Source organism: Mycolicibacter longobardus (assembly GCF_002102265.1).
GTDB classification, from domain to species: Bacteria; Actinomycetota; Actinomycetes; order Mycobacteriales; family Mycobacteriaceae; genus Mycobacterium; species Mycobacterium longobardum.
Genome location: NZ_LQPG01000029.1, coordinates 1 through 20695 on the forward strand (window position 1 = coordinate 1; position 20695 = coordinate 20695).

Annotated in this window: 22 protein-coding genes and 1 pseudogene; 9 read left to right on the top strand and 14 right to left on the bottom strand. The window is 68.0% G+C overall.

Going from position 1 to position 20695, the window contains the following annotated elements:
* The coding region (locus tag AWC16_RS15940; protein ID WP_337339702.1) for a PGRS repeat-containing protein at positions 1-652 on the bottom strand (652 nt) is incomplete at its 3' end.
* Positions 653-1070: 418 nt separating this feature from the next.
* Here AWC16_RS15940 and AWC16_RS15945 point away from each other — a divergent pair.
* Together AWC16_RS15945 and AWC16_RS15950 are read left to right on the top strand one after the other, a co-directional pair.
* Entirely contained in the window at positions 1071-2363 is a 1293-nt protein-coding gene (locus tag AWC16_RS15945) for a cytochrome P450 (protein WP_085265731.1), read from the top strand.
* A gap of 16 nt (positions 2364-2379) precedes the next feature.
* The gene (locus AWC16_RS15950; protein ID WP_165759243.1) at positions 2380-2970 is read left to right on the top strand and encodes a TetR/AcrR family transcriptional regulator; all 591 of its coding nucleotides are present in this window, start codon (positions 2380-2382) and stop codon (positions 2968-2970) included.
* Positions 2971-2989: 19 nt separating this feature from the next.
* On the opposite strand, the gene AWC16_RS15955 is transcribed toward AWC16_RS15950, so the two are convergent.
* From AWC16_RS15955 to AWC16_RS15970, 4 genes are read right to left on the bottom strand one after another with little or no spacing between them, the layout of a single operon-like run.
* Complete coding sequence (locus AWC16_RS15955) at positions 2990-4153, bottom strand: FAD-dependent oxidoreductase (RefSeq protein ID WP_085265733.1); 1164 nt, start codon at positions 4151-4153, stop codon at positions 2990-2992.
* Positions 4150-4578, bottom strand: coding sequence for an MmcQ/YjbR family DNA-binding protein (locus tag AWC16_RS15960; RefSeq protein WP_085265734.1), 429 nt, complete (start codon positions 4576-4578; stop codon positions 4150-4152). Before AWC16_RS15960 ends, AWC16_RS15955 begins: the two co-directional genes overlap by 4 nt.
* A 20-nt stretch (positions 4579-4598) precedes the next feature.
* A complete protein-coding gene (locus AWC16_RS15965) occupies positions 4599-4982 on the bottom strand; it encodes a type II toxin-antitoxin system VapC family toxin (protein WP_085265735.1) in 384 nt (127 codons plus the stop codon).
* The gene (locus AWC16_RS15970; protein ID WP_085265736.1) at positions 4979-5212 is read right to left on the bottom strand and encodes a type II toxin-antitoxin system Phd/YefM family antitoxin; all 234 of its coding nucleotides are present in this window, start codon (positions 5210-5212) and stop codon (positions 4979-4981) included. Before AWC16_RS15970 ends, AWC16_RS15965 begins: the two co-directional genes overlap by 4 nt.
* A 97-nt stretch (positions 5213-5309) precedes the next feature.
* Between AWC16_RS15970 and AWC16_RS15975 the strand changes: the two genes are divergently transcribed.
* The 3 genes from AWC16_RS15975 (at position 5310) to AWC16_RS15985 (ending at position 7673) form a co-directional block, all read left to right on the top strand.
* Positions 5310-6791 carry an amino acid permease gene (locus AWC16_RS15975; protein ID WP_085265737.1) on the top strand — a complete coding sequence of 494 codons (1482 nt, stop codon included), beginning with the start codon at positions 5310-5312 and terminating at the stop codon, positions 6789-6791.
* A gap of 22 nt (positions 6792-6813) precedes the next feature.
* Complete coding sequence (locus tag AWC16_RS15980) at positions 6814-6996, top strand: hypothetical protein (protein WP_085265738.1); 183 nt, start codon at positions 6814-6816, stop codon at positions 6994-6996.
* Between the two features lie 107 nt (positions 6997-7103).
* Positions 7104-7673: a hypothetical protein gene (locus AWC16_RS15985; RefSeq protein WP_085265739.1), complete on the top strand. Its 570-nt coding sequence runs from the start codon at positions 7104-7106 to the stop codon at positions 7671-7673.
* Positions 7674-7906: 233 nt separating this feature from the next.
* Here AWC16_RS15985 and AWC16_RS15990 read toward each other — a convergent pair whose 3' ends face one another.
* Positions 7907-8365 (bottom strand): hypothetical protein, encoded by a 459-nt coding sequence (locus AWC16_RS15990; protein ID WP_085265740.1) that lies wholly within the window; start codon positions 8363-8365, stop codon positions 7907-7909.
* Between the two features lie 38 nt (positions 8366-8403).
* On the opposite strand from AWC16_RS15990, the gene AWC16_RS15995 reads away from it, so the two are divergent.
* On the top strand, positions 8404-8775 hold the full coding sequence (locus AWC16_RS15995) for a DUF3054 domain-containing protein (RefSeq protein ID WP_085265741.1): 372 nt from the start codon (positions 8404-8406) through the stop codon (positions 8773-8775).
* Positions 8776-8965: 190 nt separating this feature from the next.
* Here the strand turns inward: AWC16_RS15995 and AWC16_RS24410 are convergent, their stop codons facing one another.
* Entirely contained in the window at positions 8966-9430 is a 465-nt protein-coding gene (locus AWC16_RS24410; RefSeq protein WP_165759244.1) for a hypothetical protein, read from the bottom strand.
* 257 nt (positions 9431-9687) lie between these two features.
* Here AWC16_RS24410 and AWC16_RS16005 point away from each other — a divergent pair, with 257 nt between their 5' ends.
* Both AWC16_RS16005 and AWC16_RS16010 read left to right on the top strand, forming a co-directional pair.
* Positions 9688-12567, top strand: a complete 2880-nt coding sequence (locus AWC16_RS16005; RefSeq protein ID WP_085265751.1) for a (Fe-S)-binding protein — start codon at positions 9688-9690, stop codon at positions 12565-12567.
* Positions 12568-12631: 64 nt separating this feature from the next.
* On the top strand, positions 12632-13936 hold the full coding sequence (locus AWC16_RS16010; protein WP_085265743.1) for a pyridoxal phosphate-dependent aminotransferase: 1305 nt from the start codon (positions 12632-12634) through the stop codon (positions 13934-13936).
* Here AWC16_RS16010 and AWC16_RS16015 read toward each other — a convergent pair.
* Entirely contained in the window at positions 13920-14384 is a 465-nt protein-coding gene (locus AWC16_RS16015) for a DUF1707 domain-containing protein (protein WP_085265744.1), read from the bottom strand. The genes AWC16_RS16010 and AWC16_RS16015 overlap by 17 nt on opposite strands.
* 36 nt (positions 14385-14420) lie before the next feature.
* The gene (locus AWC16_RS16020) at positions 14421-15866 is read right to left on the bottom strand and encodes a carotenoid oxygenase family protein (protein WP_085265745.1); all 1446 of its coding nucleotides are present in this window, start codon (positions 15864-15866) and stop codon (positions 14421-14423) included.
* Positions 15867-15932: 66 nt separating this feature from the next.
* Between AWC16_RS16020 and AWC16_RS16025 the strand changes: the two genes are divergently transcribed.
* Positions 15933-16562 carry a TetR/AcrR family transcriptional regulator gene (locus AWC16_RS16025; RefSeq protein ID WP_109561452.1) on the top strand — a complete coding sequence of 210 codons (630 nt, stop codon included), beginning with the start codon at positions 15933-15935 and terminating at the stop codon, positions 16560-16562.
* 6 nt (positions 16563-16568) lie between these two features.
* On the opposite strand, the gene rfbA is transcribed toward AWC16_RS16025, so the two are convergent.
* The 5 genes and pseudogenes from rfbA to AWC16_RS24695 form a co-directional block, all read right to left on the bottom strand.
* On the bottom strand, positions 16569-17435 hold the full coding sequence (gene rfbA / locus AWC16_RS16030) for a glucose-1-phosphate thymidylyltransferase RfbA (protein ID WP_085265747.1): 867 nt from the start codon (positions 17433-17435) through the stop codon (positions 16569-16571).
* A 27-nt stretch (positions 17436-17462) separates the two neighbouring features.
* Positions 17463-17822 (bottom strand): hypothetical protein, encoded by a 360-nt coding sequence (locus AWC16_RS16035; protein ID WP_085265748.1) that lies wholly within the window; start codon positions 17820-17822, stop codon positions 17463-17465.
* 22 nt (positions 17823-17844) lie between these two features.
* On the bottom strand, positions 17845-18615 hold the full coding sequence (locus AWC16_RS16040; protein ID WP_085265749.1) for a maleylpyruvate isomerase N-terminal domain-containing protein: 771 nt from the start codon (positions 18613-18615) through the stop codon (positions 17845-17847).
* A 29-nt stretch (positions 18616-18644) separates the two neighbouring features.
* Positions 18645-20384: a DUF7159 family protein gene (locus AWC16_RS25195; protein ID WP_234812302.1), complete on the bottom strand. Its 1740-nt coding sequence runs from the start codon at positions 20382-20384 to the stop codon at positions 18645-18647.
* Positions 20385-20450: 66 nt separating this feature from the next.
* A pseudogene (locus AWC16_RS24695) lies at positions 20451-20695 on the bottom strand (hypothetical protein); the annotation flags it as partial.

Sequence of the window (20695 nt, forward strand, 5' to 3'; positions counted from 1 at the left end):
CTGACCCGCCGATGCCCATGAGCGTCGCACCCAGGCCGCCGGCCCCACCGGCTCCACCGTCGGCACCCACCCCGCCGGCACCACCATTGCCAAACCAACCATGGGCATCACCACCCGCCCCACCTGTGCCATCAGCAGCCGTGCCACCGTCACCGCCGTCGCCGAACCACAACCCGCCGGCACCGCCGGCGGCCTGCGCCAGCGTGCCGCCGTCGATACCGTCAGCGCCGTTGCCGATCAGATCCTGACCGAACAACACCTGCCCGATCGGATTGATCAGATTGGCGTTGACGAACGCCCCGAACGGATCATTGATCCAGGCCTGCTGCAACATCCACATCGGCTGATAGACCCAGTCATTGAAGAAACCCGCCGCAGCAGAATCGGCGGCCAACGTGACGGCCCCGGCACCCGGCAGCGCCCAGGTGACCGGATCAACCAAGTTGGCGAAGAACGCATCCCAGGCACCCGGATCACCCAAGGTCTCCCAAGCCGAGACGTCGCCCAGGTTCAGCACGGCATCACCCAGATCCGGACCCAACAAGTCGAGCATCCAGTCGACGTCGAACACCTCGGCCCCCGCCGGCGGGACGGTGGCCAACGGCGCCATCCCGAACGCCAGAAACGCCCCCACCGCAGACGCCGCACCCACCACACGACGACCCGTCCCAGGGTTGGGTGACCCAAAGTCCCTCTTGATACCGCGCCGAACAGTCATCACCCTCAACCTCCGCACCGGCCCGCGGGCTCAACTTCGGTTAAAGAGGCTCACAGGCTTGACTTTGGTTAAAGATAAGTCCGGCAAAAGCAGTAACGCCTACCCCATTTGGAGGATTTTCACCGCCAAAGAACCCACCAGCCACAGGCGATGCGGGCGTGGATTCCGACACCTCAGTGCGAATCCGCATCCGACACGCTGTCCGGAAACCCCAGGCCGCGCGCCGTCAAACCCGACACGTTCGCCGAGTTCCCACACCGGAACGGGGGCGACTCCCGTGTGCGCATCGGGATTAGATGATACTGTAATATCAGTACAGTATCATCATATCAACTCTGGAATCGGGGTTCTGATGCGCATTTCTTCGATCGCCTACGCTGCGGAGTACTGGTTTGCGCCGGAGCGGTTCTTCGCCCGCACCACCAGGCTCGGTGACCGTTTCCTGTTCAACCTGCCGGGCGCCGTCGACGCCTTCTGCGTCACACATCCCGACGACGTCAGACAGGTGTTCAAGGCGAGCAACTCGGTGCTGCAGCTGACACCGGCGATGGACCGCTTCGTGCCGCATCATGCGATCTTTGGCGAATACACCCTGATCAGCATGGAAGGCAGCCGGCACACCACGAACCGGCGCTATGTCAGCCCGCCGTTCCACGGCAGGGCGCTGAAGACCTACGAAGAAGCCATGGTGCGCCTGACCGAGAAGGCACTCGCAACGTGGCCAATGGGCCAGGAGATCAGCTTCCGGGACGGCTCCGGCCCGATCGCGCTCGATATCGTGGCCGAAGTGATGTTCGGCGTAACGGACCCGCAGCGCTCCCGTCGTGTGCGCAAGGCGGCGATCGCGTGGCTCGACTCGATCCGCACCACACGGCTTGCCATCCAAACCGCTTGGGCCACAGCCCGCGGCGGTAAGTGGACCGGAAACTACAACTCGATCACGAACGCGCGGCTGGCGGTCGAGGCTCTGGTGCAGGAGGAGATCGACGAGCGCCGGCGCACCGGCAACGTCGAGCGTGACGACGTATTGGGCATCTTGCTCGGTGTCCGTGACGACGACAGCAATCCGATGCCCGACATCATGGTGCGCGAACAGGTCGCAAGTCTGCTGATCGCCGGTTACGAGACCACAAGCCAAGCGCTGTCCTGGCTCGGCAATGAGATCACCCGCGTGCCCGAGCTGCTCGACGCACTGACCGAGTCCGCGCAAGGCGACGATCCGGAGTGGATCGACGCCACAATCCATGAAGTGCTGCGGATGCATCCGCCGGTGATGTTCAACGCGCGCTACGTCGTCGAGCCATTCGCATTCGACGACGGAGTGGAGCTGGAACCGGGTCGAATCATCATGCCGTTCACCTACGCCGTGCACCACCGTGAGGACCTCTACCCGGAGCCGGACAAGTTTCTGCCCGAGCGCTTCCTCGGCGTTCGCCCCAAGGCCTCCGAATGGATCCCCTTCGGCGGCGGTAGCCGCTACTGCCTGGGCGCCCCCTTCGCGCTGTTCGAACTCCGCGTAATCCTGCGAACAATCCTGCGCCACGCCCGCTTTCGCGTCGCGACCACACCGGTCGAACCCCCAGTGCGGATGAATGTTTCGCTGGTGCCAAGGCACGGCGGGCGTGTTGTCCTCGACCCCGCATGACTCCTATCATGGGCTGGTGCCGAACGGCTCCGCAGACGAACTGAGCGAGCGGATCCTTCAAGCGGCGCTGACGTGCTTCCAGGAGGTCGGGGTCCGGCGTACCTCGATGGACAACATCGCCCGCGAGGCGAGAGTGGGCCGGATAACGGTCTTCCGGCGCTTCGAAAGCAAGGAGCGCCTGGCGCAACTCGTTCTGCTACGGGTCTTGGAACAGACGGCCGAGAAGGTCCGGCTGGCGTTCACCGGCGCCCGGGACCTCGAAAACGGGCTCACCGAAGCCATTTTCGCATCCGTGAAGGAGATCCGCGACCATCCTCTCTTCGTGAAACTGATGAAGACGGAGCCCGAATTGTTTCTGGGAACAGTCACGGCCGAGGAGATGAGCGCGATCGCGCTCATGCGGCACTCAGTGACCGGCTGGCTGGGCTCCAGCGGAGGCGGACCGTTGAGCGATGAGGACGCGGCCATGGTCGCGGAATCAACCGTGCGCCTGGGTGTATCGCTGATCCTTGCACCGGGCGGCCCCATTCCCCTGCACGACGACGGCGGTATGCGCGCGTTCATCGCGCGCTATCTCGTTCCGGGGATCGCACGGCTCGCCACCTGAGTCGTGCGATTGAGAGTGCTCATGCGGCGTTGCCGCCCGGCGGCAGCACAAATGCCGACCGCCCGGCAACCGATGCCATATGCCTCATCAGCAGTGCTTCCGGAACCAGCGCAGTGGCACGGCTGACGGCGGCGCTGAGGAAACCGGGCCGCACGTTGACGGCCTTGCCGAGCAGCGCCGACTCCCGCACCAGCGGTGTCACTCGTGGCCGGCGGAAGGCGGCGAACCGGGCGAAAGCGGTGGCCAGGTCCGGCGCCCGGTCGACGAACGCGGCCAGAATGGCGGCGTCTTCCAAGCCCTGGCAGCCACCCTGGCCCAGATGCGGGCGCATCGGATGGGCCGCGTCCCCGACCAGCACGATGGGGCCGCGAGCCCAGTGCCGGGCGGGGCCGCGGTCGTAGAGGTCGTCCCGCAACACGTCACCGGGCGCGGTCGCGGCAAGAATGCTCGGGAGCGGCTCACACCAGTGGGCTAACTTGGCCTGGAGATAGGCCCGCTCTCCCTCGTGCGCTCGCTGCCCCTCGGGCGCCCGCTCGGTGGCGAACCAATAGGTCAGGTCCGGTCCCATCGGGACGTGGCCGGCTTCCACTCCGGGTCCCAGCGTCTCCCCGGCCAGGTCCGGATCCATCCCATAAGTCGCGATTCCGCGCCATGCGGTGTAGCCGACGTAGCGCTGGCGCAGCGGGCCATTGAGCTGACGGGCCACCACCGAGTTCGTGCCGTCCGCGGCGACGACGGCATCGAGGGTGCGTACCGAGCCATCCGAGAGCCGGAGTCGTACGACCTCGCCGGCCACCTCGACCTCGGTGGCGGCCAGCCCGTGCTCGACGGTGCCCACCGCCAATGCCGCGGTGAGGATGTCGCGCAGTACCGAGCGCTGCACCACCACGAGCGGTTCACCCAGCGCCCTGACCATCCGTTCGGCAGCGGGCCGGCGCAGCCACGACCCGTTGTGCCAGCGCGCCGCACCGGCGGTGATCCGGCCACCCGCCGTACGGACCGCATCCCCCAGCCCGAGCTGGTCCAGGGCGGCCAGGGCATTGGGCCAGATGCTGATCCCAGCACCCGACGAGGTGTCGGTCCGCTGTTCGACGACCGTGACATCGTGACCGCGTCGCTGCAGCCCGACCGCGGTCGCCGACCCGGCGATGCCGGCTCCGACGACGCCGATGCGCTTGCTCATGACACCGAACCGTCGGTGTAGTGCGTGGCCAACCAAGCCGCCCTCCGTCTGTTCGAGGCTCGGGACAGCCAGGCGTCCTGAATCACTTCGGCGAGTTCGGTTCTGGTGATGGCGTTCAGATCGGCCTCCCGAACCAGGACGGACAGATGACCGTTGAAATGGTCGGTGGTGAAGAACGGCGTGGCCGGGTCTTGGGTGAGGGCGAGCTTGTCGGCGTCGGACTCGACCCAGATGATGATGACGTCGGGGTAGGGCTCGCCCGTGACGGGGTCCTTGGCGTCGGGTCGCGGGGTGCGGAAGAACACGAACGACTTGCCGCCCACCTGATAGATCGGATTACCTTTCGGCCCTTCGACTCTGGTGACGTGGGGCATCGACGCGGCGATCTCATGCACGTCGCCGACTCGCGCTGGTCGATCGCCCATAACCGCAACGGTAGCCCGCGTCAGCGCGCCGCATCTACGGCGTCGGGTAGGGCATCCAGGAGTTTTGCATCAGCCGTGAGCAGGGTCAGCCGCTCCACCGTGGCCTGAGCCATCAGTATCGCGTCGAACGGGTCCCGGTGCGGCAGCACAACGAGATCGGATGCCAGCGCATGGCGTCGGGTGACCGGCAGGTCACGCAGCCCGGACCGATCGATCGCTTCATCGAGGTCGGCGGGAAGGGTGAGCTTTCCGAGGGTCGCTTTGATGGACATCTCCCAGATGCTCGCAGCGGAGACGAAGACCGTCCCGCCCGCGGCGACCCGCTCGCGTGCCTGTTGTCCCAGTCGCGGGCTGTCGTCGAGCAGCCAGATGACCACATGGGTGTCCAGCAGGAGACCTGTCATCCGATTCCGAACAGGGTGTTGATCGCGGGGTCGACGTCGTCGAAGTGCTCGTCGTCATAGCCGAGTCGACCGGCCGCAACACCAAAGGCGATATCGACGCGGGTGTGTGGGACGAGATCGGCGACCGGCTTGCCCGCCCGCGCGATGGTGATCGTCTCACCGTTCTCGACCCGGGCCAGCAGGCTGGACAAATGCGTCTTCGCATCGTGGATGTTGACCGTTGGCGACACCCGGCCAGCGTACCGCGCTTAGTCCAGTCGGACTAAGCGCGGTACCGTCCGGCGAAGCCGGGCTGCGCGCTGACCCCGGTGCGTTACCCTCGCTGCGATGTCACATTCCCCCGACCCCCACCTGGCCTCCCCGGCTGTGTTGGCCCGCGAAGACGTTGGTTACCACAAGGATCTGCACCCTCGCCAGGTTCAGATGATCGCGATCGGCGGAGCGATCGGCACCGGGCTGTTCCTGGGCGCCGGCCGGCGCCTGCACGAGGCCGGCCCCGCCCTGTTTCTGGTCTACGGGATCTGCGGCGTCTTCGTGTTCTTCATCCTGCGGGCGCTCGGCGAACTGGTACTGCACCGCCCCACGTCGGGATCGTTCGTGTCGTATGCCCGCGAATTCTTCGGCGAGAAAACGGCTTTCGTCACCGGGTGGCTGTATTTCGTGAACTGGTCGATGACCGGCATCGTCGACACCACCGCGATCGCGACGTACTTCCATTACTGGGGCGTGTTCCACGTCGTTCCGCAGTGGACGCTGGCGCTGGTCGCGCTGGTGGCGGTGGTGTCGATGAACCTGATCTCGGTGAAGCTCTTCGGCGAGCTGGAGTTCTGGGCCGCGCTGATCAAGGTGGTGGCCCTGATGACCTTCCTGGTCGTCGGGACCGTCTTTTTGGGCGGGCGCTTTCCGGTCGACGGCCAGTCCACCGGCCTGCACCTGTGGAGCGACAACGGCGGGTTCCTGCCGACGGGTCTGCTTCCACTGGTTCTGGTGACCTCCGGCGTGGTGTTCTCCTACGCCGCGGTCGAACTGGTCGGCACCGCGGCCGGCGAGACCGCCGAGCCGGAGAAGATCATGCCGCGGGCGATCAACTCGGTGGTGGCCCGCATCGCGATCTTCTACGTCGGCTCGGTGGTGCTGCTGGCACTGTTGCTGCCCTACACCGCCTATAAGCATGGCGAGAGCCCGTTCGTCACATTCTTCGCCAAGATCGGCTTCACCGGCGCAGGCAGCCTGATGAACCTGGTGGTGCTCACCGCGGCGTTTTCCAGCCTCAACGCCGGGCTGTACTCCACCGGGCGAATTCTGCGATCGATGGCGGTCAACGGCAGCGGGCCGAAGTTCACCGCCCCGCTGTCCAGTAACGGTGTGCCCTACGGCGGCATCCTGCTGACCGGCGCGATCGGCCTGCTCGGCGTCGGGCTGAACGCCGTGGTCCCGGAGCATGCCTTCGAAATCGTGCTCAACATCGCCGCCTTGGGTGTGGTGACGGCGTGGGCGACGATCGTCGCCTGCCAGCTGCGGTTCTTCGCGCTGACCAAGAGCGGTGACCTGCAACGGCCGAGCTTCCAGATGCCGTTGGCCCCCTACAGCGGGTACGCCACCCTGGCCTTTTTGGCTGCGGTCCTGGTGCTGATGATGTTCGACCCCGAATACGGCACGTGGATTCGAGCCGCGGTGCTGATCGGCGCGCCGGCCCTGATGATCGGCTGGTACCTGGTGCGCGGGCGGGTGCAGGCCGAGGCCGCGCTGGCCCCTGAGACCCCCGAGCAGCCGCCCACGGTGGCCGCGCGGTCGGACCCTGACGAGTAGCGAGTAGAAAGCCCGAAGAAGCATGGCCCGCAACCGTTATGCAGCCAAGCCCCCGTTGTATGGAATGGCGTTGGTCTTCTGCGCCATCGCGATCGTGGCCGTCACCGCCGCCCAGCACGCCGGTTGGTGGTCGCTGGTGGGATACGCGCTCGCAGCGGTCACCGGGATCGCCGGCGTGGCATTGGCGTTCCGCGATCTTTCGTAACCGGCACCGGGCGTGCACACCCCGCCGCTACAACCCGCGCGTCACTGCAGCCACTCACGTCACAGGATGCGTACGCTGGACCGCAATCTATGTTCAGTGGGGGATGCGTGCGGATACCAGGCCAGACGAAGCGCAGGGCGCTCGGGCGGTTGACGCTGGCGGCCACGCTACTGCTGGCGGGCTGCAGCACCACCGTCGACGGCAACCCCACCGCAGCGCCGGGCGGTGGGCCCGCGGAGCCGTCGTTCCGGCCTCCCCGATCCAGCACCGCGCCGCCGAGCGCGCCGACCCCGACCAAACCGCCGACGTCCACTACCCCCAACCAGCCGTCCGACGCCATACCGCTGCCACCCGATGAGAACGGTTACGTCTTCATCGAGACGAAATCCGGCCGGACCCGCTGTCAGATCTCGTCGCGGCAGGTCGACTGCGAGGCAGAGTTCACCAACACTCCGCTCAAGGACGGTCAGCACGCCAACGGCGTCAGTGTCAGTTCCGACGGGACCGTGGAGTGGGTTCTGGGCAACCTGGGTGACATCCCGGTAGTCACCATCGACTACCTGACCTACCAGGCTCAGGGCTGGACGATCAAGGCCGATATCGACGGCACGCGGTTCACCAATGACCGGACCGGCCACGGCATGTTCGTCAGCATCGACAACGTCGACACGTTCTGACTTCGCCCCGGTCGCCGGTCGCCGCTTTCCATTACGATCGATGAAATGGCGCGCTTCGGATCTTCAGATGGTCCCGGCAAACCCGGCGACCACCCAACCCGATCAACCCCGTACGGCCAGCGCGGACCCCAACCACCCGGACCTCCGCCGGCCCCGTTGGGCTCCGCCCACCCGGGCCGCAACCCGGGGGACACCGGCTACAACCCGGGCAACGCCCCGACCCAGTACGCCGCCTACAACCCGTTCGACGAGGAACCCACCACCGACCCCAACGTCGCCGCGATGTCACCGACCCCGTGGTTTCGCCGGCGCTCGGTGCTCATCGCCTGGTTCGGGCTCATCGCGGTGATGCTCGGGCTGGTGATCTGGGGAATTGTCCAGTTGACCAGCCGAGGGCCCGGCGGCGGCAGCACCACGCCGGGATCCAGCTCGTCGAGCACCACCAGCTCCACCAGCACGGCGAGCCCGTCGGAGAGCACGACCAGCGCCACCAGCTCGTCCGAGAGCGCGCCCGGCACCACCGCGCCGCCGGCGGCCCCACCCCGGCAGGCGCCGACGCAGCAGGCGCCGCCCCGGCAGGCACCCGCACCCAGTGAGCCGCCGCACCGCCACCGCCCGCGCCTACCGTCACTGCCGTCGGTGATCACCATCCCGCCGGTGCCCAGGGTCCCCGAGCTGCCGACGGTGATCACCCTGCCGCCGCACCGGTAAACGCCGGTACGCTCGCCGCATGCAATCGCCGCGGCAGCCGGCCTGGCTCGGCCTTGATGTGGTGGCCGTGCTGATCTTCTGCGCCCTCGGCCGGCGCAGTCACGCCGAGGGTGTCGATCTCAGCGGATTGGCCACCACAGCCTGGCCGTTTCTGAGCGGCACGGTGCTGGGCTGGCTGCTGTCCCGCGGCTGGCGCAGGCCCACCGCCCTGGTTCCCACCGGGGTGACCGTCTGGATATCGACGGTGTTGGTCGGAATGCTCCTGCGTCAAGCCACATCCGCAGGTGTGGCGTGGTCTTTCGTCGTGGTCGCATCGACGGTGACCGCCGTGTTCCTGCTCGGCTGGCGCGCCGCGTTCGAGCTTGTCGCACGACGCCGTTCTGCCGCCTGACGGGTCTGCGCCGGGCCTCTCGCGCAGGTAGCCGGCACAGCTACTCGTCAGGTCGCGTCGCGGCTTCTCGTCAGGCGCGGCGCCTACCATGGGTGCGCGTGGGACGAACGCCGGACGACCCGAACAACGACCCGACCCAGATGGCCGACTATGAGTACGGCCGGGCCAGCGGCTACGACGAACCGGGCTACTACAGCGAGTACCGCGAGCCCACCGGGCAGCAGCCCCGCTGGTCCGAACCCCCGCCACCGACCCCCTGGTATCTGCGGCCTGTCGCACTGATCGGCTTGGGTGTGCTGACGGCGCTGCTGATCGCGCTGCTGGTCTGGGGCATGGTCCGGCTGGTACACCAGGATTCCGGCTCCACTGCGCCGTCGACCACCTCGTCCACCACGGTGGCGCCCACCGACGAGTCGATACCCCCGAGCCCGCAGCCGGTCGCCCCGAACACCCCGACCGACGAGAACCCGCCACCGGCCACCACACCTGAGCCGTCGACAACAGCACCGCCCACCACCACCGAGTCCCCGACCACCACGGCGAGCACCACCGAACCGCCGACCACCACCGAACCCCCGAGCAGCACGACAGCACCGAGCACCACGACGGGTTCCGTCACCACCACGACGGCCCCGCGGCCGCCGGAAATCGTCATCCCACTACCCCCCTGGCCCTGAGAGCCGACGGCGGTCCCAGGGGCGTGAAGGCCCGTCCGGACGATCGCCGACCGACACAGTTAGGTCATCCTTCGTCGCGCTGGACGGGTCCGGGGTGGCACTATGAGCGAGCACCGAGCAGGGCTTTAACAGGTGCTGCGCAAGGTTGGCGTAAGTTACCCGTCAGTAACCACAACTAAGTTACCGACCGGTAACTTGTGGATGGGAGAGGCTCTCCGTGACCGAAAACACCCAGATGCTGATCAGGCTGGTCGTCGGCCTGTCGGGGACCGCACTCGTCGGCCTGCTGGCCGCGCGCCGGGTGCTCTGGCTCTTCCGGCTGGTCATGTCCGGTCAGAAGGTCGGCGCCGAGCGGACCTCAGATATCAAGGACCGGGTCTGGACGCAGATCCGCGAGGTCGCCGGCCAGGCCAAGCTGCTGAAATGGTCGATCCCGGGCATCGCGCACTTCTTCACCATGTGGGCGTTCTTCGTCCTGATCACGGTGTACGTCGAGGCCTACGGCCAGATGTTCAACCCGCACTTCGCCATACCGATCGTCGGCCGCTGGGACGTCCTGGGCTTCATGCAGGACTTCTTCATCACCGCGGTCACCCTGTCCATCTTCGTGTTCATGATCATCCGCATCGTCCGCAACCCGCGCGAGATCGGCCGGGCCTCCCGGTTCTACGGCTCGCACAACGGCGGTGCCTGGCTGATCCTCGTGATGATCCTCAACGTGGTCTGGACGTTCCTGCTGCTGCGCGGGGCCGCGGTCAACACCGGCACCCTGCCCTACGGCAAGGGCGCCTACCTGTCGCACCTCATGGGCAAGCTCATGGCGCCGCTGGGGCTGACGGCCAACGAGATCATCGAGACCACCGCACTGCTGCTGCACGTTGCCGTGGCGCTGGGCTTCCTGCTGATCGTGCTGCACTCCAAGCACCTGCACATCTTCCTGGCCCCGATCAACGTCACCTTCAAGCGTCTGCCCAACGGCCTGGGCCCGCTGCTGCCGATCGAGTACCAGGGCGAGCCTCTGGACTTCGACGACCCGCCGGAGGACGCGGTGTTCGGCCGCGGCAAGATCGAGGACTTCTCCTGGAAAGGCATGCTCGACTTCGCCACCTGTACCGAGTGTGGCCGCTGTCAGTCGCAGTGCCCGGCGTGGAACACCGGCAAGCCGTTGAGCCCCAAGCTGCTGATCATGGACCTGCGCGACCACTGGATGGCCAAGGCGCCCTACCTACTGGGTGAGAAGCCGATGCCGACCGGCGAGGTCGACCTGGCCGATGCCGCGCCGGCCCCGGGCCACCATGTGCCGGAGAAGGGCTTCGAGCGCATCGGCGGCTCCGGCCCGGCGCAGGCAGTCCGGCCGCTGGTCGGCACCGCCGAAGAAGGCGGCGTGATCGACCCCGACGTGCTGTGGTCGTGCACCAACTGCGGCGCCTGCGTCGAGCAGTGCCCGGTGGACATCGAACACATCGACCACATCCTGGACATGCGCCGCTACCAGGTGCTGGTGGAGTCGGAGTTCCCGTCCGAGCTGGCGGTCCTGTTCAAGAACCTGGAGAACAAGGGCAACCCATGGGGGCAGAACGCCAGCGAGCGCACCGCCTGGATCGACGAGCTCAACTTCGACATCCCGGTCTACGGCCAGGACGTCGAGAGCTTCGACGGGTTCGAGTACCTGTTCTGGGTGGGCTGCGCGGGCGCCTACGAGGACCGCGCCAAGAAGACCACCAAGGCGACGGCCGAGCTGCTGGCCGCCGCAGGGGTGAAGTTCCTGGTGCTGGGCACCGGGGAGACCTGTACCGGTGACCCGGCCCGGCGTGCCGGCAACGAGTTCCTCTTCCAGCAGTTGGCCTCGCAGAACGTCGAGATGCTCAACGAGGTGTTCGACGGCCTGGACAAGCCGGACCGTAAGATCATCGCCAGCTGCCCGCACTGCTTCAACACGATCTCTCGCGAATACCCTCAGCTGGGCAGCGAGTACACGGTGCTGCACCACACCCAGGTGCTCAACCGGCTGGTTCGCGACAAACGACTGATTCCGGTCACTCCGGTGTCGCGGGAGGTCACCTACCACGACCCGTGTTTCCTGGGTCGGCACAACAAGGTCTACGAGCCGCCACGTGAGCTGGTCGAGGCGTCGGGAGCCAACCTGGTCGAGATGCCGCGTAACCGCGACCGCTCGTTCTGCTGCGGCGCCGGCGGCGCCCGGATGTGGATGGAAGAGCACATCGGTAAGCGGGTGAACCACGACCGCGTCGACGAGGCGCTGGCCACCGGTGCCACCACCATCGCCACCGGCTGCCCGTTCTGCCGGGTGATGGTCAGCGACGGTATCGACGACCGCATCGAGGCCTCCGGCCGTGAGGGCGTGGACGTGCGCGACATCGCCCAGTTGCTGCTGGACTCCCTGGACCTGTCCGGGGTGACCTTGCCGGCGAAGGGCACCGCGGCCGCCCAGGCCGCCACGGCGGCCCCGAAGAAGGTCGAGCAGGCACCTGCACCGTCCGCTGCGGCCACTGCGACGGTGGAGAAGCCGGCCACAGCTCCGGCAGCCGAGGCGAAGGCCGCTGTTCCGGTCAAGGGGCTGGGGATGGCCGGCGCCGCAAAACGGCCCGGCGCGAAGAAGACGGCTCCGGCCGCTGCGCCCGCGGCCGAGGCCAGCGCCGCGGCGCCGGCTGCACCCGCAGCCCCGGCGGCCCCGGTCAAGGGGCTGGGGATCGCCGGCGGTGCCAAGCGTCCCGGTGCCAAGAAGGCGGCTCCGGCCCCGCAAGCAGCCGCCCCGCAAGCGGGTGCTGCCGCCGAGCCGGCGGCACCGGCGGCACCGGCAGCCCCGGCGGAACCTGCTCCCCCCGCTGCTGCACCGGCGGCACCGGTCAAGGGCCTGGGCATGGCGGCGGGCGCCCGCAGGCCCGGCGCCAAGAAGGCTGCTCCGGCAACGCCGGCGGCCCCGGAACCGGCAGCTGCGGCCGCCGAACCGGTATCGGCCGCCACCGAGCCCGCCTCGACCGCCGCCGAGCCCGAGGCGGCACCGGAGGCTGCCCCGACCGAGGCCCCCAAAGAACAGCCCCCGGTGAAGGGGCTGGGCATCCAGCGCGGCGCGAAGCCACCGGGCAAACGCTGAGATAACAAGTTGGGGCCGTGTGGGTGCACATACGGCCCCAACTTGTTTCTCGGGCAAATTCTCATTGGACAGTTATGGGACGATTGTCGACGTGACCGCTCATCAGTTGCCGCACCAGATGCCCTGGCCTGCCACCAGCAGCCAGCCACGGCAGCGCACGTTCGCGCAGTCGACCAAGCTGCAGGACGTCCTCTATGAGATCCGCGGCCCCATCCACGCCCAGGCCGCCCGGATGGAGGCCGAGGGGCACCGCATCCTCAAGCTCAACATCGGCAACCCGGCGCCGTTCGGATTCGACGCGCCGGATGTGATCATGCGCGACATGATCCAGGCGCTGCCCTATGCGCAGGGCTACTCGGACTCCCAGGGCATCCTGCCGGCGCGGCGCGCGGTGGTCACCCGCTACGAACTCGTCGAGGGCTTCCCCCGCTTCGACGTCGACGACGTCTATCTGGGCAACGGGGTGTCCGAACTGATCTCGCTGGTGCTGCAGGCACTGTTGGACAACGGCGACCAGGTGCTGATCCCGGCTCCGGACTACCCGCTGTGGACGGCGTCGACCTCACTGGCCGGCGGCACCCCGGTGCACTATCTGTGTGACGAGACGCAGGGCTGGCAGCCCGACATCGCCGACATGGAATCGAAGATCACCGAACGCACCAAGGCGCTGGTGGTGATCAACCCGAACAACCCGACCGGCGCGGTCTACAGCCGCGAGGTGCTCACCCAGATCGTCGAATTGGCCCGCAAGCATCAGCTACTGCTGCTTGCCGACGAGATCTACGACAAGATCCTCTACGACGACGCCGAGCACATCAACCTGGCCACCCTGGCGCCGGATCTGCTGTGCCTCACCTTCAACGGCCTGTCGAAGGCCTACCGGGTGGCCGGCTACCGCTCCGGCTGGCTGACGATCACCGGCCCCAAGGAGCACGCGACCAGCTTCCTGGAGGGCATCAACCTGTTGGCGAGCATGCGGCTGTGCCCGAATGTTCCCGCGCAGCATGCCATTCAGGTGGCGTTGGGCGGCCATCAGAGCATCGACGATCTGGTCCTGCCGGGCGGCCGGCTGCTCGAACAGCGCGACGTCGCCTGGTCCAAGCTCAACGAGATTCCGGGCGTCTCCTGCGTCAAGCCCCGCGGTGCCCTGTATGCGTTCCCCCGACTTGACCCCGAGGTCTACCCGATCGACAACGACGAGCAGTTGGTCCTCGACCTACTGTTGCAGGAGAAGATCCTGGTCACCCAGGGCACCGGGTTCAACTGGCCGGCGCCGGACCATCTGCGCATCGTCACCCTGCCGTGGGCCCGCGACCTGTCCAGCGCCATCGAGCGCATGGGCAACTTCCTGGTCAGCTACCGCCCGTAGTCCGTCGCCCCTTACCCGCGCACGCACCAACGGGAATCGCGTGCGAGACAACGCCGATGCCCCAACCGAGCATGGGCCAGATCGGCCAGAAGTACCACTCACCGACCGACACCGCGGTCGCCAGCCAGATGCCGATCATCAGCGCGGACACGGCCAGGTAGACGCCCAGGTGGATCCGCACACCGCGGCGGGCGGCGGCGCGCAGGGCGGCACGACGGCTCGGGTCCTGGCGGCTGATCCGCGCGACGGGCAGGTCGTCGACCAGGTGGTTGAGCGCACCGGCGGTCTGGGCTTCAAACGCCCGGCCCACTCGTGTCTCGTATTCCTCCATCGAGAGGTATCCCTGGGCCAATGCCTGCCCGAGGCGGGCGGCGGTGCGTTCCCGTTCCGGATCGCCGATCCGCATCGCGGGATCGGGGGTCGCTCCAGGGGGGCCGTTGGTCAACATGTCGACTCCTTCGAGGACGTGCACGACGGAACCTCCCTACTGCCCGGCAGGCACCCAGTTGCCGTGAAAACCCGCAGGCACGCGGTGCGGCAGGTGAATGCTGGCGACGTCCTCCAGCGTGGCGGCGTCCAAGATCGCCAGCTCACTGGTGTCGGTGGCGCTGTCATAGACGAAGCCCATCAACACGCCGTCGTCTTCGGCAGCATCCGCCGAAGCGGGCTGGAAGACGAACTCGCCCAACTGTTTTCCGTCCCCGAATGAGCGCGTCGTCGCCGTCTCCCCGATCAGGTCGTGCTTGAGCAGCGTCGCATCCGGGGCCGTACCGCCGCCCACGCCCACCGCGTAGCCGAATCGGTGACGCTTGCCCACCAAGCGTTCGTCGACACGCGGAAACTCCTGGGCACGGTCATCCATGCGGGACTCGCGAACCTTGCCGTCGGCCAAGTCGACGGTCCAGCGCTCCAGGGTGGGCGGGCCCTCGCCGGGACCGCGCATCTCCGTGTCGAACATCTTGGTGTGTCGCACCACGTCGAGCACCACGGTGTTGCCCTCGTCGTAGGCGTTCATCGGGTGGAACACGTAGCAGGGCTCCACATCGAACCAGCGAACGTCCGAGTTGCCTCCGTCGCGGGGCATGACACCCACGCGCGCAGGATATTTCGGGTTCCACCGATACGGCATGGTGCGCACACTGCTCTTCGGCATCGGCAGGCGGGCGGTGATCGGGTCGGGGACGCGCACCCGCCCGATCAGCGCGGACAGGATCAGCCGCACCGGCAGCCGCAGCCCCGGAGGCGCCGCCCCCTCGGCGACCTGGCGCGCATCGAAGGTCACCGGCAGGTCATAGAAGACGACGTGGTTTTCGGTCAGCGAGAAGTCGTGCATCATCGGCGATCCGGTCACTTCGATGTCCACCGTGCGTCGCGCCCGGCCGTCGGTCCCGATCACCGAGTACTGCACCATGTTGCCGCGGTTGAACGCATACGAGACGGCGTGCAGCTCACCGGTCTGCGGGTCGCGCTTGGGGTGCGCGGTGTAGCCGCCGGGCAGGGTGCCGTCGAAGTCGCAGGCACCGACGGTGTCGAGTTCCTCGGTCAGCTCGTAGCAGGAGATACCGCCCTCGATCAGCGCGTAGGTACGCCCGGCGTGGCCGATCACGTTGGTGTTGGCGCCGATCCCCGACGCCCCGGTGTGGCGGCCACGCGGGGGTTTTTCACCGAGTGCCGCCGCGGTCTGCGGACCGCGTACATAGCGGTTTCGGTACCACTGCGCCTTGCCGTCGCGCAGCCGCACCCCGTGCACCATGCCGTCACCGATGAACCAGTGATAGAAGGCGGGGTCGATCTCGCCGACCGGGTTGGGCCCGTTGCGCAGATAGCGGCCGTCCAGGTAATCCGGGATGTTCCCGGTCACCTCCAGTTCGGTGAGGGTGTGCTCGTCGGCGATCGGGGCGAATCCGCCCTCCAGGTAGGCATTGGTCATCGGACACCTCCTGTCCATAACGATGTTATTCGCCATGTATAACACTGTTATGGCAACATGGCAAGGGTGAATCCGAGTCCGCGTGAGCGCCTGATCGAGGCCGGCACCCGACTGCTGGACAGCGTCGGTCCCGAGGCGTTGCAGGCCCGCAAGGTCGCGGCCGAGATCGGGGCCTCGACGATGGCCGTCTACACCCACTTCGACGGGATGAACGGTCTGTTGGAGGCGATCGTCGCCGCCGCGTTCGAACGGTTCGGTGCGGCGCTGGCCTCGGCACCCAAGACCGACGACCCGATGGCCGACTTCTTCGTCATGGGCTACGCCTATCGGCAGTTCGCGTTGGCCAGCCCGCAACGCTACCGGCTGATGTTCGGGCTCGCGGCGCCGCAGCAGTTCCACGTACCCGAGATACCGGTAGCGACAGCGACATTCGACCAACTCGTCGCCGTGGTGCAGCGGATCATCGCCACCGGGCGGATCCGCGACGACGATGTCGTGGAGCTGGCCGGGCGGATCTGGAGCATGATCCACGGCGTGGTGCTGCTGGAGATCGTCGGAACCTTCGAACGCGACGGCAGCGCCCTGACCCGCATCCTGGGCCCGATGACCATCGACATGTTCGTCGGCATGGGCGACAGCCGAGAGGCCGCCGAGCGATCGCTGCAGCGCGCAACGGAAGCCGTTCTGGCCGGCTGACGGCAGTCAGCGTCGATCCAGCAGGCCCAACAGGTATTCGCCGTACCCGGACTTTCGCAGCGCCTCCCCGCGGGCGGCAAGTGCGTCGTCGTCGATGAACCCCATCCGCCAGGCCACTTCCTCGGGGACGCCGATCTTGAGTCCCTGGCGGCGCTCGACGGTGCGGACGTAGTCGCCGGCGTCCAGCAGCGAATCGAAGGTCCCGGTGTCCAGCCATGCGGTGCCGCGGGCCAACGTCTCGACCGTCAGCCGGCCCTGCTCGAGGTAGGTCTGGTTGATGTCGGTGATCTCATATTCGCCGCGCGCGGAGGGCTTTAAGCCCCTGGCGATCTCGACGACGTCGTTGTCGTAGAAGTACAGGCCGGGTATCGCGTAGTTGGATTTGGGGGCGGCGGGTTTCTCGGTCACCGACACCGCACGGGCGTCCGCGTCGAACTCGACGACACCGTAGGCAGAAGGATCAGCCATCCAGTACGCGAAAATAACTGCCCCGGAGACGGATTGGTGACGCCGCAGGCTGGTTCCCAGGCCTGCGCCGTAGAAGATGTTGTCCCCCAACACCAGCGCGACCGATTCGCTGCCGATGTGGTCGGCACCAATCACGAAGGCCCGCCCGAGGCCGTCGGGCTGCTCCTGGACCGCGTAGCTGATGTCGACGCCGAACGCGCTGCCGTCACCGAGCAGTCGCCGGAAAGCCGGCGCGTCATGGCCGGTGGTGATCACCTGGATGTCGCGGATCCCCGCCAGCATCAGCGTGCACAGCGGGTAGTAGATCAGTGGTTTGTCGTAGACCGGCAGCAGCTGTTTGCTGACACCCATGGTGATCGGATGCAGGCGGGTGCCGGAGCCGCCGGCCAGGATGATCCCGCGCATGCCGTCGAGCCTAGATCACCTCGCAGGTCAGTCGACCCGGTCGGCCTCAGTGAGGTCCGTGGCGGCCAGGGCGTCGTCCAGGTTGTCGTGGCGGAACACCGCGGTGACGTGATCGTGCACCACCCGGAAGACCACCGCCTGGGCGGCGGCGGCTCCCACGGGCGCCAGTTCGGCCACCACCACGCCGTCGTGCACATACATCCGGCCGATTCCGGAGCTGACCTCCACCGACTCGGCCCACCGCCGCAACGCCTGATGGCCCTGCCCGGCGCCGTCGGCATCGGCCACCTCGATGTCGACGCTGGACAGCTGCTCCAGGGTGTCCAGATCACCGGCGGCCAGGGCATCGTGCCAGGCGAGGACGGTCGCGATCTCCGATGTGCTCATGGTCGCCAAAACTACCGCTCGATCAGAACGCGGTGCGGTCGACCCAGTTCTGCCACACCGCGTCGTCACCGAATACCGCGACGTCGGTGTCGGCCACCGCAACCCGGCGCATGATCACCAGCAAAAGGTCACGGGCCGAACCTCGCAGGGCCACCGAGCCTTTGCCGTGCTCATGTGACCAGACCAGCTCGCTCGTCCCAGCAGGGCGGCTGATCGTCCACTCGCCCACCGACCCGAGTCCCTCGTCGGTGGCGTGCAGATGCACGCTGTTGCCGTCGGCCAGGGGCAGTGCGTGCCCGGTGCTGCCCAGCCGGGGCACGACGAGGTCGAGCCACTCAGCTATCCCGTCGGCGGCGAGCTCCGACGACAGGCTGAAATCACCCAACCCGCCGCTGACCGCCAACACGGCGTCGGCGCGGTGCACCGCTCCCTCGTGCAGCCGGCGGCGCACCCACCACGAGGACGGCCGCGGCCCCAGAAACGTCCAGACCGGAGTGTCCGGCCCAGTCTGCGCGACCGCGTCCAGCACGCGCTGGGCACCGTCGTGCAGCCAGTCGATGGCCGCGTCCGGGTCCGCGGGAGGCTTGCCGTCGACGACGTCACGCGGGTCCAGGGGGCCGTCCATACGGTCGGCGACGATCTGTGCCGCCCAACGATTTCCGCGCCCGACGTGGCGGAACAGTTGGGTCAGATTCCACTCCGGGCAGGACGGGACCGCCAGCGCGGGGTCACCGGCGCGGATCAACGCCCCGAACGCGCGGGTCTCATCGATCAGTGCTGCGGCGTAATCCACGCCGTCAGGCTAGTGGATTCTGCAGCGGCTCAGAAGGGCCAGCCGCCACCGCCGCCGCCCTTGCCGCCGCCGCCCTTGCCGCCGCCTCCGCCACCGAAGCCGGGGAACCATGAGCCGCTGCCACCACCGCCGCCACCGCCGCCGCCCAGACCGGGCAGCCACGGGTTGTTGCCACCGCCGTTGGTGCCGACGCCGGGCAGCCACGGCGACGGGTTGCCGCCCTTCTTGCCGCCACCGTCGTTACCCGGTAGCCAAGACGGATTTCCGCCCTTCCTACCGCCACCGTTGTTGTTGCCCGGCAGCCACGACGGGGTGTCGTTCTTGGGCGGGCTCTGTTTCGGCGGTTTCAAGATCGGCGGCAACTCCGGTTGCCTGATCGGCGGAGCGGGTGCCGGCGCGGCCGGGGCCGGGATCTCTATCGGCGCCGGTGCCGGCACCTGGATCGGCACCGGGATGGGTATCGGAGCCGGTGCCGCCGGAGCCGGAGCCGCCGGAGCCGGAGCCGCCGGGGCAGGAGCCTTCGGGGCGGGAGCCTCGGGCACCGGCGCGGGAGCCGCCGGCGCTTGCCGGGCCGCGGGGGCCTTGACCGGGGGCGAGGCGGCAGGCGGGGGCTCCGCAACAGGTGCCTTGGGGGCCGCCTCGGGCACCGGAGCCGGGGCGGCGGGCGCCTGCTGGGTGGGCACGACGATGTGCTGACTTGGGGCGGGATGGTCAGAGGCTGTGGGCCGGATGCTGACTGCCAGCGCCACCACCAAGCTGGACACCCCGACGACGAAGAACGCCGCCAGCCCGCTGCCGGCCAGCAGGAAGGGCCGCCGTCGTCGCGGGGGCGGCGCGACCTCGTCGAACAGCCGCAGGCCCGAACTCGGCGCGTAGCTCTCCACGCTTTCCGGGTCCTCGGTGAAGGTGCCGTCTGCCTCGGCAAGGGCCAGGTAACCGCTGTCGGCGTCGTCGGGCACCGCGCTGTAGGCCAGCGCATATTCGCCCATGGTGGCGTCGTAGTCGGTTTGGTGGGCGTAACCCAGCGCGACCAGATCCGGATCGATCATGCCGGTGCCGGGATCCCGCGCCCACGCCAGTGCCGAGGTCGATGAGTCGAACATCGGAGTGTGGGCGCTGGCCAGCGCCGCGCCGCGCGCAAGCGCCGTCTCCGGTTCCTCGGGCACGCTCACCGGGATCGGGCTGGCCGCGTCCAACTCGGGCTTGACCAGGCCGACGTTGACACCCGAGCCCACCACGAACAAGCCGTCGGGCCGGGACGGCAACCGGCCGGCCTCCGCAGCCAGACTGGTCAGCTCACGGACCGCAGCCGCGTCGTCGGACGGCAGCACCACCCGCTGCACCTCGGTGATCGAGCCGTCTGCCGAGTCGATGACCGCCAGGGTGGCGCCGTCGGGCTCGATGAACATCAACGCGGTCCGCTCGTAGCCGATCGCTCCGCCGACCGTCTGCGCCAGCGCGGCCGCCGCCAGGAACGCCGAGACCAGCATCACGTTCTCCACCCGGCGGTCGGCCAGGGCGTCGCGCAATTGGCCGGCCTGCGCCTGGTCGGCGACGGTCACCCCGGTCGATGCCAGCCGGTAGCCGCCCTCCCGAGCGCTCTCCTGGGTGCCCAGGATGGCCGACACCACCTGGTCGGGAAACGCCGCTCCGGTGGCGTCCACTTCGAACCCGTCTTCGTCGACGGTGACGCCCCCGGCGCGATCCCCCTCTACCAGGACCATGCGTACCGACGGCGGTGCCGCCGAGACCCCTAGAACGATGTCCACCGCACCTCCTCCACTACGGCCGGCGAATTATTAGCCATCATATTCAGTTTTCGATTCCTTCCCCACCTAGAAGGGAAGGCGCGGAATCGGGATCGGGAAGGGGTTCCCGCCACCACCCCGGCCGTGGCCCCCACCGTGACCACCACGTCCACCACCTCGGCCTTTACCCCCGCGGCGCCCCCAATCGTCGTCGCCGCGGCCGCCACGGGGCGGGCGCAGCAGCGGCGGACCGCCGGGCAGGCCGGGAATCTCCAGGTTGGGGATCATCGGTGGCGGCAAGGCCGGGGGTGGTGGGGGTGGCGCCACGGGCA

What these genes read in the sequence shown, in the direction of transcription:
- AWC16_RS15955 (WP_085265733.1), bottom strand. Translation starts at nt 4,153, where the DNA reads ATGAGCAAGCGCATCGGCGTCGTCGGAGCCGGCATCGCCGGGTCGGCG.
- AWC16_RS15995 (WP_085265741.1), top strand. Translation starts at nt 8,404, where the DNA reads ATGCAATCGCCGCGGCAGCCGGCCTGGCTCGGCCTTGATGTGGTGGCC.
- AWC16_RS15975 (WP_085265737.1), top strand. Translation starts at nt 5,310, where the DNA reads ATGTCACATTCCCCCGACCCCCACCTGGCCTCCCCGGCTGTGTTGGCC.
- AWC16_RS16035 (WP_085265748.1), bottom strand. Translation starts at nt 17,822, where the DNA reads ATGAGCACATCGGAGATCGCGACCGTCCTCGCCTGGCACGATGCCCTG.
- rfbA (WP_085265747.1), bottom strand. Translation starts at nt 17,435, where the DNA reads ATGCGCGGGATCATCCTGGCCGGCGGCTCCGGCACCCGCCTGCATCCG.
- AWC16_RS24410 (WP_165759244.1), bottom strand. Translation starts at nt 9,430, where the DNA reads ATGACGATTTCCGGCGGCCGCGGGGCCGTCGTGGTGGTGACGGAACCC.
- AWC16_RS16020 (WP_085265745.1), bottom strand. Translation starts at nt 15,866, where the DNA reads ATGACCAATGCCTACCTGGAGGGCGGATTCGCCCCGATCGCCGACGAG.
- AWC16_RS15960 (WP_085265734.1), bottom strand. Translation starts at nt 4,578, where the DNA reads ATGGGCGATCGACCAGCGCGAGTCGGCGACGTGCATGAGATCGCCGCG.
- AWC16_RS15965 (WP_085265735.1), bottom strand. Translation starts at nt 4,982, where the DNA reads ATGACAGGTCTCCTGCTGGACACCCATGTGGTCATCTGGCTGCTCGAC.
- AWC16_RS15945 (WP_085265731.1), top strand. Translation starts at nt 1,071, where the DNA reads ATGCGCATTTCTTCGATCGCCTACGCTGCGGAGTACTGGTTTGCGCCG.
- AWC16_RS16015 (WP_085265744.1), bottom strand. Translation starts at nt 14,384, where the DNA reads ATGTTGACCAACGGCCCCCCTGGAGCGACCCCCGATCCCGCGATGCGG.
- AWC16_RS16005 (WP_085265751.1), top strand. Translation starts at nt 9,688, where the DNA reads ATGCTGATCAGGCTGGTCGTCGGCCTGTCGGGGACCGCACTCGTCGGC.
- AWC16_RS15980 (WP_085265738.1), top strand. Translation starts at nt 6,814, where the DNA reads ATGGCCCGCAACCGTTATGCAGCCAAGCCCCCGTTGTATGGAATGGCG.